Source organism: Spongiibacter sp. C9W, assembly GCF_057370015.1.
Genome location: NZ_CM170672.1, coordinates 1,350,284 through 1,364,668, shown reverse-complemented (window position 1 = coordinate 1,364,668; position 14,385 = coordinate 1,350,284). Strand labels below are relative to the sequence as shown.

Genomic DNA, 14,385 nt, shown 5'->3' with positions numbered 1-14,385 from the left:
TGCTGGAGGGTGCGCCACCGCAGTGGCGGTATACGATGTGGTGCGATCCTTAGCTCTGGCTGGCCTGCCGCAGCCTGATTAGAAACAGAGGGTTGCCAATGATGTAGCGCTTCCACATCCGGCCCGGTTCTTGTAGTAGCCGCCAAATCCATTCCATACCCAACTCACGCAGCCACAGGGGCGCCCGGGAGACCTTCTCGGCATAGAAGTCGAACAAGCCGCCAACGGCGATGACGACTGGGCTATTCAGTTGCTCCCGGTGCGCGAGAATCCACTGTTCCTGTAGGGGTTGACCCATGCCGACCAGCAGCACGTCCGCCCTGCTATCGTTAATTTTATCGACGATGTCCTGGCAGTGCTGTTTGTCGAAATAGCCGTGCTGTGTGCCGGCGCTTCGCAAGTGTGGCTGTTGCTTCAACATTGCCTGCATCGCGGCATCGGCAATTCCGTCTTCACCGCCGAGCATGAACAGGCGCTGGCCGTGTTGGGCGAGTTGTTCGCACAGCAAAGGCAGCATATCGGTGCCGTTTATATTGCCCTTACGGCGAATACCGTTGCGCCGACAGGCCATTTCGATACCGCTGCCATCGGGCAGCATATAGTCTGCTTGATTCAGTTGTGATCGCAGTTCGCTGTTGTTGTAGGCGAGATTTAAGGTGTGGGCGTTCGCGAAGAAAACTGTCGCACGATGTCGATGTGTCACGTGCTTATTAATCACCGAAAGTGCGTTTTCCATTGAGATGTTGGCGATGTTTACGCCAAAAATCGTAAAACTGTCGACGTCTTTCAGGGCTTTGCCGCCGTTGTACAGCAGTCCCGCCAGCAGCGATTTGCCGATGATGGCAGCGTCTGTTTTGAATCCCTGCTTGTCGGCGTATTCGAGATTGCAGGCCTCTTCGTCGATAAAGTCGATACCAGAAATTCGTCGCAGTTCGAACAGTGAAAACATACCTGGATTCAGGGTTTCGGTACCCGCTGCAGCGGGCTCTTGCTCGGTGCGCGCTCGGTAACCGACCAGTGCCAGCTCGCCTTTAATAACGTTTAGGAGCAACGGCAGGCGACTGAGATTTACCTGATCGTGCAGCAGTAAGGCGGGCACGCCATCACCAGCAGCGCTGTGCAAGGTGACGCGGTCAACGATTTTTTTGCCTTTAATCAGGCGAAAAAGGCTATGAACGAAAAGCCACGGAGCGAAGGCTAACGCGGCTGCCACTGCCAATATACGGTCTGTTTTTTTTACACAGCGTGGCTGGGCGCTGAGCGATTTGTTGTAAACGGTGTGATGGCGCATGCTGGCATCCTCTCGGCTGTTTAGAGCTAAAGGGGCAATGCCTGTGCCAGGCGCGTAAAATTATTTTAAGTCTATGATTTATAAGTGATTGCCAAAGGGTTAGGTGGGTTTTTAACGGCGCAGAGAGTGGTTCGATAGCCAGCATGATTTGCATTTTGCAATGCAACTGGCTTGCCGGTGATGCTAAGCCGCACTGCGCGAAACATTAGGCTGAGACTGACCGCGCTTCTAACTCAGCGATGGCATGATGGAGGGCTTCTTTGCCTGACGAGAATTTCTCGCCGGATACCGAAAGTAGCTCCATAAGAAGTTGGGTATTTTCAGCATCGCAGCATTTTTCGATATGCAAACAATAGTCCTGCAACGACGTTGCGCCGCAATAACCAAGATTACTTTTTGCGGAGTGTACGGCGTCGCGAAGCCCGGCAAGTGCTGGTTGATCGGCGGAGTCCGCAATCGCTGCTGTCAGAGACTGCAACTTATCAAGCTGCTCCACGACCATTTTTAAAATAATGAGCGCGGTCTCTAACCCTGTATCGACAATGAGTTGTTCAAGGATCGTGGTGTCTATCTCCGCGGCATACAGCGCTGCAGTGAGTGTTGCGGTGTTGCCCGCGTCATCTTGGGAACTGGACGCAGCGGTTTGTTCAACAGGCAGCCAGGACTCAAGTGTGTTCAGCAATTCATCGCGGTTTACCGGTTTAGACAGGAAACCATCCATGCCCGCGTCTTCACAGCGCTTTACATCGGTATCGAAGGCATTGGCGGTCATTGCGATAATTGGGGTGTTGCGCTCTTTACCGGGCAATTGGCGGATGTGTCGGGTTGCCTCTAAACCGTCCATTTCAGGCATACGCAAGTCCATTAGCACCAAGTCGTAGCGGCCACTGGTTACGGCCATTAATGCCTCAATGCCGTTGGCGACGATGTCGACTTGATAGCCGGCGCGCAACAACAGAGTCTTCGCGACTAACTGGTTCGCTTCGTTATCCTCTGCGAGTAGGAGCTTGTGCCGGCTTGGGTTTATTTCGTCGGTGATGTGTTCATTGGCGGGCTCCGATTCGGCGTCGCCGTCGAGAATGGCAAGGAGCTGGCTCGGCCGAAAGGGGCGATACATCATATGTTGGAAGCCGGCCTTGCTGCTGTGTTGCAAGAGTTCCGCCGAAAAATTGCGGTTGTACAGCACCACTTGTTGAATGGGGATCTGCTGCGCCATCAATAACGTGCTCAATTTTTCCGGTGTGGCAAAGCAGCGCATGTCCACGATCAGTATGTCGCGTGCAGATAATTTCGGAAGGTTCTCTAAGGCACGAATTGCGACGGCTTCTATGCCCAGCCAGTCCGCTTGTTGCAGTATGCTGGCAAGCAGTGTTTTGTTGTCGCTCCGCAAAAACAGCTTGCCTGTTGCGCGTTTTGGCTTTGCCAGGCTGGGGAGGTTAGTGTTGCTTGCATTGACCGGTATCTCAACGCGGAACCGGCAGCCTTCGCCTTTTTTGCTCGTCAGCGAGATTCGACCGTCGAGCAATTCAGTCAGTTTTTTACATATGACTAAGCCAAGGCCCGTGCCACCGTGAACGGCGCTGTCACTATTATCTACTTGAGAGAATTCATTAAATAACTTCTCTTGATCCTCTTCTGAAATCCCAACCCCCGAATCGCGCACTTCAAGTACCAGCCCGAGTCGGCCGTCAGCCAGTTTTTCATCGGTTTGAGAGATTTTTAGATTTACGCCGCCAGAGTCAGTGAACTTAATCGCGTTATCGAGAAGGTTGGTGACGATACGCCGTACAAAGCTCAGGTCACTGATTACCGTTTTCGGTATGCGGGGGTCGATGCAGGCGGAGATCTCGATATCTTTATTTACCGCGCGAATGGTTGATACCTCCATCACGCGCTCACATTGCTCTAATAAGCTGAACTTGCTGGAGTGAATTTCTTGTTGTCCGGACTCGATTTTTGAAAAGTCCAATACGTCTTCAATGACGCTTAATAAACTATTGCCTGCCGCAAGTGAGGTCTCTGCCAGCATGCGTTGCTCGGTGGATAAATCGCCTTCAAGCAACAGGTCCATACAGCCAATAACGGCGTTCAGGGGCGAGCGAATCTCGTGGCTCATATGCGCGAGAAAGCGGGATTTAGCCTTACTGCTTGCAACCGCGGTTTCCCTTGCCTGAGTAAGTGCTTTTTCCCGCTCTATCCGCGTTGTAATGTCTCGAATGGTTGCGGTAAAGAAGGTTTGCCCTTCGAATTCGGCAGTGGGAACAACGGTTAGCTCGCAGGGGAAGAGGCTGCCATCTCGCCGGATAGCTTCTACTTCTATCCGCGTATTCAGCACAGGCCCCTGCCGGGTCTTATTGAAGTTGTCCATGCCCTCGTTGTGAGATTTTCTCATGCCGTGGGGAATGACGATGTCCGCCACATGTTTACCAACCACCTCTTCCCGGGTATAGCCAAAGAGTTGTTCCGCTGAGCTGCCAAATTCATGGATGACGCTCGTGTCATCAATGGTAATGATGGCGTCGAGGCTGGACTCGTACAGTGAACGGGAGATGATTTCCAGGTGCTTTTGCTGGCGTTGAATACGACTCAGCCCCAATCGATCGGGGTAAATCGTCAGTAGAAAACGCCCCGACGGCTCATCAGAGGCCGTAAGGTGGAGGATAAGCGGCTCGCCATCCATGGTTGCGGCAAAGCTTCGCGATGCGACGCCAGCCGCCGCCCCGGATTTGAGTGAATGCAGCGCAGCACTGGGCAGGCGGTCACGTAGTTTGTCTCCCGGACTGACTGACGCGAGAGACCGAAGTGTATCGATAGGGCCGCGGTGCAGAATGCGGGTAATGGTGCCCTCGTGGTCGATCTCAAATTCAGCCCAGCTTTCAATACTTCTGCTGCCAGCCTGCGGCTGTTTTGAGGGACGATCGTCAGTCATAAGCATTTACGTAGTCGCGAAAGGTAGTCTGAGTATTTGATATCTGGTCGGCGCAGTCAATTTCCGCTTGGCTGGCCATATTGCTGAGTTGCAGAACAGTTTGCATTTTGCAAAGCAATATAGGATGTTGGTGATAAAAATTGTCGCTGTTCTGGCTGTCGTTCGCCGCAAAGCAGGCTAACAACATGATAGTTATAGCAAAGTTGCTGTTGTAAGTACTTGGTGCCGATATTGCGTGGTCAAGGGAGAAAATTATTTTCGCCACCGCAGCGCAGAGGTAAAAAATGATGGCCCGACCGCAAAGCCACTCACCAGAGACACGCAAAGTCTTGGTCGCCGATGATAGCTTGCCCGGCTTATTGGCAGTAAAGGCCATGCTAGAGGCTGAGGGCATCATCTGCGACACCGCCAATGATGGAAACAGCGCACTGGCAAAAGCGCAACACGAACGTTATGACGCACTGTTGTTAGACGAGCACATGCCGGGGCTGCAGGGGTCGGCGATATGCGTTGCGCTGCGAGGGGAGTCGGGCCCTAACCAGCACGCCATGATTATTTCGCTCAGTGGCGAACAAGGGAGCGGGCACCGCGCGGTAATGGATGCAGCGGGCTTTGACGCGATGTTGGCGAAGCCGGTCAGTAAGCTGGCGCTGGTGTCCGTACTGAGCGAATCGGGCGATAGTGAGTCATCCGTAAAGGGCGATGACATAGCCGGCTTCGGCGGTGACGAAACGTTGCTCGATGTGGCAGTGCATCGCGATATGCAGGAACAGTTCGACCCGGCGACGGTTGCGCGTTTGTTTGGGCTGTTTATTGACGAATTATCAGTATTGTCGGCGCGTTTGAGTACCGCCATCGATCATAATTCAGAGACTGAAGTAATGGCCGTTGCGCATATTCTAAAAAACTCGGCGGAGTTGTACGGCGCCAAGCGCCTGTCGTGTCTGGCCCGCTATATCAATGAAACGCCACCAAGTGGCCGAGAGCAAATCATCGAGCTTGCCGAACAGTTGCTGGCGGTGTGTCATGAAACACGTCAGAAAGTTCAGGTAGAGCTGCTGTAGTCGTGTTATTTTTTAAAAATCTGCGGAGGGCATTCAATGTCTGAGGGATCGCAAAAGCTGGTATATGTTGTGGAAGACAGTGTGTCCAGCGGGGCCCTTTATAGCAGTTACCTTGAGGCCGCTGGTTATGCGGTGTCGCATTTTATTGACGGCCATTCCGCCCTGGTAGCTATCAAGGAAAAGATGCCAGATATCTTGGTGCAGGATGTCTGCCTACCCGACATCAGTGGTATGGAGGTAATGCGCTTTACCAAAGCGCGTGCCGATATTCCGGTGATCATTATTACCGCTAACAGCTCCATCGATATCGCCGTTGAGGCGATGCGCGATGGCGGCTTCGATTTTATAGAAAAGCCGTTTTCCAAGGACAGACTGATCGCCGCCGTTGCCGATGCCGCGCAGCAGTCTACCCTAGATCAGGGACAAGGCACTGGTGGTGCCTCGGCGGCATCAAAACCCCGGCCAATCCGAGCTGTACGAGAGCATTTTGTCGGCGAGTCCTCGGTAATGGAGAGCATTTATCAGCTTCTCGACAGCGCGGCCCGCAGTAAGGCGAGTGTGTTTGTCACCGGCGAAAGTGGCACCGGCAAGGAAGTGTGTGCGCAAGCGCTGCACGATGCCAGCTCGCGCGCTTCCGGGCCGTTTATTCCCGTTAACTGCGCGGCGATCCCCGCTGAGTTATTCGAGTCGGAAATTTTTGGCCATGAAAAAGGCGCCTTCAGCGGCGCGGTGTCTCAGCGCAAGGGTGCGGCCGAGTTAGCCAATGGTGGCACCCTGTTTCTCGACGAGATCGGCGAAATGGATTTGGCCTTGCAAGCAAAACTGCTGCGCTTTTTGCAAACCGGGACGTTTAGTCGAGTCGGTGGCCAAAAAATGATGCACTCAGATATACGCATTGTGTGCGCCACAAACCGCGACCCAGAAGACGCTGTTCGGCAGGGGCAGTTCAGGGAAGACCTCTATTATCGTTTAAATGTTATTCCGGTTAAGTTGCCGCCCTTGCGTGATAGGGGCAGGGATATTATCGCCTTGGCGACGCATTTTCTGGCAGAGAAGTCCGCGGCAAATAACAAAGTATTTCGTGGGTTTACCGATGCGGCGATGGAGCTGTTACTCAGCTACGAGTGGCCTGGCAACATTCGCCAATTACAAAATGTTATCGAAAATATCGTGGTGGTACACGATGAAGAATTCGTCAATGAAGAAATGCTGCGAGTGGTGACGAGCAGTGTTGTGCCAACGCCGCTGACGACATCGTCTCCTGCACCGCAATCGTTAACGGGTGCCGACTCCATGCCGCCAGGCGTCGTAGCGGCGAAGCCGGGTATTCGTCCATTGTGGATGGTGGAGAAAGAAACCATAGAATCGGCGATCGAGCAGTGTGATGGCAATATCCCGCTTGCTGCGGCATGCCTTGGTGTGAGTGCATCGACAATCTATCGAAAAATAAAAGCCTGGGAGAAAGATGAGGCATAGCCTTGTGCTACCTCAACGGCATGCAGATGGTGTTGTTTACCAACTGCTAAGCCAGTCCCAGAGTCCCAGAGACTGCTCGCTAAAAATGTTGATGCCAACAGCAGACTTGGCAATATACAGCAGCAATAGCCCCACGCTAACTGCGACAGTTAGCGCCATCGCCGCCACGAATAGAAATGCCATTGCCGACGCGGCTTGCTCGCGCGGCGATAGCGTGCGCTGGTTTCGCCCCGCCAACAACACGATAAAAAGACTGCTCGGTATCAGCGGTAATTTCAGTGTCAGGCGGAGGTCGACAGGGAGTTTTCCCCCTTGCCGACCGGCAATCGCCTGTTGAATCCCGAGCAGCTGTTCGGTGCTGAAACTGTTCGCCGCACTGGCGGGCATAGACTGTAAGAAGCGTTGTACAGCAGGGTCGCTATTTGGGTGATCCACCAAGACTAAACTCCTACTCGCGTATATTTTGTAACAAGAGCCTTTACGGTGTAGCCAGTCTGACAAGTACGACGGTGATGGCAATACGAACATATACGCGAAGCACCCTAGCAAACTGTTACAGTGAGTCGATCGTCGATGAACGGCGTGGCTGTCTTAGCCATCGATGTGTCGTGTTCAGGAAGCAGAAGAGGGGCGGTGCTTTCGGGGTGGAATGACACCCGTAATCAATCAGATGGGGGCTGGCACACTAAGCGTGTTTGTCTTTCGGGGATTGGTCGGAATGAGAGGATTCGAACCTCCGACCCCTGCCTCCCGAAGGCAGTGCTCTACCAAGCTGAGCTACATTCCGAGTGCATAATCGCGTGGCAACGACGAGGCGGATAACTATATCAAAGCGCTATCGCCTGCTCAATATAGCCGCTAGTCACGACCGATAATGAGGCTGGCGCAGGTGGTTGCGCTGCCACCGAGGTTGAAGGTCATGATGTTTTTGGCCCCCGCTATTTGGTAGCCGCCGGCGGTCTGACGAACCTGCTTGCTGGCGTCCAATGCCATGCGTACACCGGTAGCCCCAACCGGGTGCCCGAGGCCGATTAATCCGCCACTCATGTTCACCGGCAGTTTGCCGCCGGGGGCGGTATCGCCATTTTCAATGGCTTTCCACGCTTCCCCCGGCGAATACAGACCGCAGTGGTCGATAATCATATATTCGGTGATGCTGAAGCAGTCGTGCACTTCCAGGCCGTCGACGTCGTTGATACTTGTCATGCCTGCCCGTTGCAGGGTTTGGGAGAACAATTGCTGTATATGCGGGAAGATGGCCGGCTGGCCTGCGCCCAAGCGCAGTTTTTCGGCGAAGGCGATGGGGGCATTGATATGGCCCCAGCCCTTGATATACGGCAGCGATTCCAGGGCGATACCGCGCTGCTTGGCATAGTCCCTCGCGCGCTGTTCGCTGGCCAAAAACACCACAGCCGCCCCATCGGTAATTTGTCCGCAGTCCTGGCGACGAATATTGCCACTGATCCTTGGGTTAGCGGTGTCGTCGTCGCTGAAGCTGTCTGGGCCAAACTGCCAGTTCCGGCTTTGGGCATTGGGATTGAGCTTAGCGTTGTCAAAATTTTGCTGGGCAATGGCGTAGAGGTGCTGTTTATCCAGGCCGTATCTCTGTTGGTACTCATCAATCATATTGTCGAAGGCGCAGGGCCACACATAGGGTGTGTCCTGCCATTCCTGGCTCGCCCAGGCGGCGGGGCGCAGATTGTTGGCGGCATCGTCCCCGGGCACATTGCGCATAACTTCGATGCCAACTACGCAGGCCACGCCGTAGCGCTCAGCCTGCAGGTCTGCCATTGCTGCGAGCAGCGCCATAGAGCCGGAGGCGCAGGCCGCCTCGTGGCTGGAGGCGGGCAGGGTTGCCATAGCGGGATCAACATGGCCGAAAAAACCGCCCAGTTGAGACTGGCCGGTAAACAGCGATGAGACAAAGTTGCCCACGTGCCCCACCTCTACGTCTGCGGGGTCGAGCGCGCAGGCATCGAGCCCCTGCCGCACAGTATTGATAAAGAGCGATGCGATATCACCGCCACTGCGGTAGAGGTTGTTGGCAAAGTCACTTTGCGTTCCCCCTAAAATGTAGACCCGTGGGCGGCTCATGAACGTCAGGCCTCTTCCGTTTCTTTGCGCAGTTCCTTGCGCAGAACTTTACCCACCGGCGTCATCGGCAGCTCCTCGCGAAACTCGATGTACTTGGGGATTTTGTAGGCGGTTAGCTGTTCCCGACAATAGCTCAGCAGGGTTTCTTTCGTCAGTGTTGGGTCAGTGGGCACCACAAATAATTTGACGGCCTCGCCGGTTTTCTCGTCTTTCACACCAATGGCCGCAGCCAGTTCCACCTGAGGGTGCTCGAGTACCACGTTCTCGATTTCATTGGGGAAGACGTTAAAGCCTGATACCAGCACCATATCTTTGAGGCGGTCGACGATGCGCACAATACCCTGCTCGTCGATGGTGGCGATATCACCGGTGTGGAACCAGCCGTCTTCATCGATAACCTCGGCGGTGGCATCCGGGCGTTGCCAATAGCCCTGCATGACTTGTGGGCCTTTCACGCACAGCTCTCCCGGTTCGCCCAACGCCGTTTCGTTGCCGTCGCTATCGACGGTTTTCAGGGCGGTGTTGGGTACCGGTAGCCCCACTGATTCGGGGTTAATGAAGGCGCCTGCGCCACTGGCGCTAACCACCGGCGAGCACTCTGTCAGGCCATAACCTTCACCAATATTGCAGCCGGTGAGTTCGCGCCAGCGGCTCGCCGTGTCGGGAACCAATGCTGTGCCACCTGAGTTCGTGGCCTTCAGCCCGCTGAAATCGAGCTTACGGAACTCGGGGTGTTTGAGCAGCGAAACAAACAGCGTGTTGAGGCCAATGAAGACGTTGATTTTCCAGGGCTTGAGCGCGCGCACAAAGGTGTTTGCGTCGCGTGGGTTAGCAATAAGAATATTGTGCTGGCCATTATATGCCGCTGACATTAGGTGCATTGAGAACGCATAAATATGGTACAGCGGCAGCGGCGCAACGATGTTCTCGCTTTTGGTTTTATCAAACAGCGGCTGTCCGTGTTCGTTGTGCTGCTCCAGAATGCCATTTATTTGCATCATATTGGCCACCAAATTTCCGTGGCTGAGCATTGCACCTTTTGCGGCGCCGGTCGTGCCACCGGTGTATTGCAACATGGCCAAGTCGTCGCGCTTGGGCGAAACGGGTTGGCGTGCCGGCGCTTTTTTGCCTTGTGCTAACACGTCGTGCAGCTGCAGTTGTTGTGGCAGGTGGTAGCTTGGCACCATCTTCTTCACGTGCTTGGCAACAAAGTTGAAAAGCAGGCGTTTACCGGTGGGCAGCAGGTCACCGAGATTGGTGACAATCACCGTTTCAATGTCGGTGTCGGCGATGACTTCTGCGACGCTGTCACCAAATGTGCTCATGAAGATCAGCGCCTTGGCGCCCGAGTCTTTAAATTGATGACGCATTTCCCTGGCGGTATAGAGCGGGTTGGTATTCACCACCACCAAGCCAGCGCGCAGCGCACCGTAAATCACCACGGGGTACTGCAACAGATTGGCCATTTGGATGGCAATGCGGTCGCCAGGTTTAAGATTGGTGTTGTATTGAAGGTAGCGGCAGAAAGCGTCGCTAAGTTGATCAATCTCGGCGTAACTCAATGTGTGATTGATGCCCGTAAAAGCAGGGCGCTGGGCGTGCTCGGCAAAGGCCTGCTCGATGATTTCCAGCACATTGTTGTAGGCTTCAGTATCTACGGTATTTGGAATACCCGGCGCGCGGAGGCCGTCCCAGAATGCTGCGTCCATATGTTCCCCACTTTTTATTGTTGGTTGTTATGGCCGCCTGTCGGCGGCACGAACGTCAAGACTACCAGCGCTTCAGGGATTTTGGTACGCGCGAATACTCTGGCCGTCGGCCCAAGTCGCGTGGGTACCGCTGCTGATCCGGTGGGGGAGAATAATTCGGCAAACGGGGCCCGCCTCAATGTCTTTGGCGTCGATCAACACGCACTCAGAGCGGTCGGCTTTCATGTCGGTGATAAAGCTAACCAGGTAGCCATCGTCCTCGTCTTTGGCATTTACTCGCGGCGCGAACGGTGCTTCGCTGCCGTAGCGTTGTTCGCCAAAGGGCAGCTCCCAACTGTCGCCGGTTTCCAGATCGTGTTTGACCAGGCCGGAAAATAGGAACATGCCGGGCTCGTTCCATACGGAGTAAAGGTAGCGGGACTTGATGCCGGCATAGCGCTGGTTGAAGGTACCGAATTCCAGGGCGCGCTCGTCCAGATGTTGCTCCTTGACCTCGCCGGTTTTCAGGTTGAAACGCCAGCGATGCAACCGTGTTTTTAGCGAGCACAGGTCGATGTTGGCCATCAATTTACCCGCAGCCGGCGGTAGGCCCGGCAGCGGCGCTGGATCTGGGTCATCCTGAAAGTAGCCGTCCAAAATAATTTCATCGCCGTCTTCGTAGGCGTTCATCCAATGCAGCACATAGGTGGGCGACGCTTCAAACCAAATGGCGTCTTCGGCAGTGCCATAGCGCGGCAAAATGGCAAAGCGCGTGGGTAGCTCGGGGTGGTACTCCGCGTGATATTTGCCTTGCTCGAGCAGAGTGGGATTCCAGAACATTGGCAGGTCGACCAGGATGGAGTAGTTCTCCGTGAACGCCATGTCGTGTGGAAGGCGCGGCCCCGGTGTTGGTACAGGTGTGTAGTGCACCAACTTGTTGTTGCTGTCGACCACACCATAGTGTTGATAAGGCGGATAGGTGGAGTAATTAAAAAACAGCATTTCGCCACTGCGCTCGTCCACTTTCGGGTGGGCAGAGATGCCGTCCAGCGGCGTCCATCGCTCTGCGCCGTGCTGTTCCAGGGTAAAAGGGTCGAGGCGGTAGCCGTCGCCGCATTGCCAGAAGGTGGACAGAACCTGTCCGGCATGAACCACAACATCCGTCGATGAGGCATCTTTTAGATAGCCCTGGGCACCCCAGCCAGGGCGTTTGGATTTCTTCGGGTTATTGGCAATGCCCGCCCAAATGGCCTCGCCAGCTTCTTGTTCCGCGTCAAAGCCTTTGGTGCGAACAAAGCGATTCCTGTACTCAGCTTTCCCGTCTTTAAACACCATCGCGTGCAGCATGCCGTCGCCGTCAAAAGGGTGATAGTGGCCGATAGCTTCGTGGACGGGATTCTCGGTATTTCGAATATAGACGCCGTCGATATCGCTGGGAATGGTGCCAATCACCTCGAGGTCGGTGGCTGTGAGTTCGTCAAAGTTGGGTGTCCAGGCACCGTTGAGGTAGGGGTGTAGGCTCGGTTTGAGCGTGTGTTTGACGGTGTTTTTATAGCTTATCGTCACAGTGGTATTCCTTGTTGGGCTTGCCAAATCAATCGATATAGTGAGTTGCATTATGATACTGAAATTTGTGCTGTCAATGCTTTCGACTGTTGCGACGGTGGCTTTGGCCCTATACTGCTGCTTCTCGGGTATAGAGAATCTATGAATATCAATCACTTAGTTGTTAATAGCAGTATTGCGCAGGGTTTGGATGTGATCGGCGACCGCTGGTCGTTGTTGATCCTGCGCGATGCCTTTTTGGGGCGCCAGCGGTTTGAAGAGTTTCGGCGTCACACCGGAGCCAGCCGAGCGACCCTGAGTCGCCGGCTCAATGCCCTTGTTGCAGAGGGTGTGCTGCAAAAGCATGCCTACGGCGAGGGCTCCAGCCGCTTTGAATACCGCCTCAGCGAGAAAGGCCGGGCGTTGTTTCCCGTTTCACTATTGGCATGGCAATGGGAGTTGGAGTGGGGCGGGGCTGCGTATCGCGATGCCCTGCCTTACACATTGCTGCATACGCATTGCGGGCAGCCGATGCACCCCGTTGCTGTGTGCGGACACTGCCATGAACCAATAACCCTGGGCTCAATGGCTTTGCCCACCGTGGCGCGAGATACCGAGCAACAAATCGCCGCGATTAAGTCGCTCAGCGGTCAACGGCGTGTGCGGGTTTCTCAGTCTACCGGTGAAGAGGATCTGGCCATGGCGGGGATTAGTGATCTGATCGGCGATCGCTGGACCTTACTCATACTGATTTGTGCGTTTTTCGGCACGCTCCGCTACGACGGCTTTCTGAAGCAGTTGGGTATTGCATCGAACATATTAACGGACCGCCTCAACCTGTTGTCTGTAGTGAATGTCTTTGAGCGCAAAAGTTACCAGACCAATCCGCCGCGCTATGAGTACCAACTGAGCAAAAAAGGCTTGTCGTTGTATCCAATCATCATTGCCTTGCGGCAGTGGGCGGTGGACTGGCGGCCACAGGGCGAGGTTCTGGCGCTAACGCATAAACCCTGTGGGCAGGCCCTGAAAATTGAGGTGCAGTGCGGCAGTTGCGAGATGCTTGCCGAGCAACAGGATGTGCAATTTGCCGCCAGCAGCCCCGCTGCGCAAGAAACGGAAGGGGAGCTGCCCGCATGAAAAACGCACTCTTGCTGTTAAGTTTGCTAATGATGACCGCCTGTAATGACAGTAGCACTGGCGGTGGCAGCGCAAACACGACGTTCACGCCGAGCTGTGTCACGGCACAATGCCGCAGCAAGCAGCGTTTATTGGAGATCCCCGGCGCGGAGAATGTGTTTTTTACCGACGCTGGCCGTTTGTTTGTCACGGGTAACGCCAATATCTATGAAGTGGTAAAAGAGTCTGATGAGTTTCGCGCGCTGCCTCGCTCGGTGGGTACAGCCGGTGGCAGTGGTTTTGGTGGTATGGCTCAGCGTGGCGACACGCTCTATGTCAACGTATTCGACGACGGCGGACTGTGGGCCGCGCGGCTTACCGAAGCTCCCGAGTTTTCTCTTATCCATCCGCTCGGTCTGACTATGCCCAATGGGCTGGTTGCCGGGCCGAGTGGGGAGCTATATGTTGTTAACGGGCCGCTTGAACTGGGTTTGACGCTGCCTGACCCCAAGGTGGTTAGGGTTCAGTTTTCCGCCAGCGATGCCATGCAGGTTGTTGAACAGAACGACTGGCTCTCGCTAACAGGCTATCAACCCAATGGTATTGCGAGTGTCGGGCGCAGTTTGTTTATTACGGCAAGCCGACTACTGCCGCCAGCACTCGGTGTGCTACTGCGGGTAGACATTGCCGCTGATGGCTCCGCCGGCGAGCCGGAAGAGCTGTTTCAGTTCACCAGCATTCCCGACGACTTGAGTGTCGCAGGCGATGCACTGTTGCTCAGTTTTTTCAGTGAAGGCGCTGTCGCGCTGGTCAGTCAGGACGGCGACTTGCTTAGTCGCAGCGAGCCTCTCAGCTTTGATAGCCCCAGCCAGTTACGCCTGGGTCGCCCACCGCTTTTTGAGCCGACAGACATACTCGTCAGTGAGAAAGGCTTACTCATTCCTAACCCCTTGCCCTACGGCAATGCGCTGTCACTCTATCGGCGTATTCCCTAGGCGGGACGCATCCATTTTATCGCTGAGTACGTAGACCTCCTTTGGCTGGCTTACCTAATGCACGCATTTTGCATTGAGTAACTTACTTGCATTTGCCGGTTCGCTGGCAAATGATGTGCGAGCCTTGCTTCAGAGATAATGACGAAGAATAAAAGTCGAGGTGTCAGGAGAATTGGCCGCTCGGTGT

At 54.6% G+C, this 14,385-nt stretch carries 10 protein-coding genes and 1 tRNA gene; 4 read left to right on the top strand and 7 right to left on the bottom strand.

What is annotated here, in order from left to right; translation table 11 throughout:
• Positions 1-49: 49 nt before the first annotated feature.
• Entirely contained in the window at positions 50-1,291 is a 1,242-nt protein-coding gene (locus AC2Q8J_RS06515) for a WecB/TagA/CpsF family glycosyltransferase (RefSeq protein ID WP_486452447.1), read from the bottom strand.
• Positions 1,292-1,496: 205 nt separating this feature from the next.
• Positions 1,497-4,220, bottom strand: coding sequence for a response regulator (locus AC2Q8J_RS06510; protein ID WP_486452446.1), 2,724 nt, complete (start codon positions 4,218-4,220; stop codon positions 1,497-1,499).
• Positions 4,221-4,504: 284 nt separating this feature from the next.
• Here AC2Q8J_RS06510 and AC2Q8J_RS06505 point away from each other — a divergent pair, with 284 nt between their 5' ends.
• Both AC2Q8J_RS06505 and AC2Q8J_RS06500 read left to right on the top strand, forming a co-directional pair.
• Positions 4,505-5,284, top strand: a complete 780-nt coding sequence (locus AC2Q8J_RS06505; protein WP_486452445.1) for a response regulator — start codon at positions 4,505-4,507, stop codon at positions 5,282-5,284.
• A gap of 36 nt (positions 5,285-5,320) precedes the next feature.
• Positions 5,321-6,760, top strand: coding sequence for a sigma-54-dependent transcriptional regulator (locus AC2Q8J_RS06500; protein WP_486452444.1), 1,440 nt, complete (start codon positions 5,321-5,323; stop codon positions 6,758-6,760).
• A 36-nt stretch (positions 6,761-6,796) separates the two neighbouring features.
• On the opposite strand, the gene AC2Q8J_RS06495 is transcribed toward AC2Q8J_RS06500, so the two are convergent.
• From AC2Q8J_RS06495 to AC2Q8J_RS06475, 5 genes are all read right to left on the bottom strand, one after another.
• The gene (locus tag AC2Q8J_RS06495) at positions 6,797-7,195 is read right to left on the bottom strand and encodes a hypothetical protein (protein WP_204995243.1); all 399 of its coding nucleotides are present in this window, start codon (positions 7,193-7,195) and stop codon (positions 6,797-6,799) included.
• A gap of 275 nt (positions 7,196-7,470) precedes the next feature.
• A tRNA-Pro gene (locus tag AC2Q8J_RS06490) sits at positions 7,471-7,547 on the bottom strand.
• 71 nt (positions 7,548-7,618) lie between these two features.
• Positions 7,619-8,854, bottom strand: coding sequence for an acetyl-CoA acetyltransferase (locus tag AC2Q8J_RS06485; protein WP_424144191.1), 1,236 nt, complete (start codon positions 8,852-8,854; stop codon positions 7,619-7,621).
• 5 nt (positions 8,855-8,859) lie between these two features.
• Entirely contained in the window at positions 8,860-10,563 is a 1,704-nt protein-coding gene (locus tag AC2Q8J_RS06480; RefSeq protein WP_486452443.1) for an AMP-binding protein, read from the bottom strand.
• 72 nt (positions 10,564-10,635) lie between these two features.
• Complete coding sequence (locus AC2Q8J_RS06475) at positions 10,636-12,108, bottom strand: carotenoid oxygenase family protein (protein ID WP_486452442.1); 1,473 nt, start codon at positions 12,106-12,108, stop codon at positions 10,636-10,638.
• Between the two features lie 141 nt (positions 12,109-12,249).
• Between AC2Q8J_RS06475 and AC2Q8J_RS06470 the strand changes: the two genes are divergently transcribed.
• Together AC2Q8J_RS06470 and AC2Q8J_RS06465 are read left to right on the top strand one after the other, a co-directional pair.
• A complete protein-coding gene (locus AC2Q8J_RS06470; protein WP_486452441.1) occupies positions 12,250-13,224 on the top strand; it encodes a winged helix-turn-helix transcriptional regulator in 975 nt (324 codons plus the stop codon).
• The gene (locus AC2Q8J_RS06465; protein ID WP_486452440.1) at positions 13,221-14,198 is read left to right on the top strand and encodes an SMP-30/gluconolactonase/LRE family protein; all 978 of its coding nucleotides are present in this window, start codon (positions 13,221-13,223) and stop codon (positions 14,196-14,198) included. The genes AC2Q8J_RS06470 and AC2Q8J_RS06465 overlap by 4 nt, the downstream gene beginning before the upstream one ends.
• Positions 14,199-14,385: the final 187 nt, after the last annotated feature.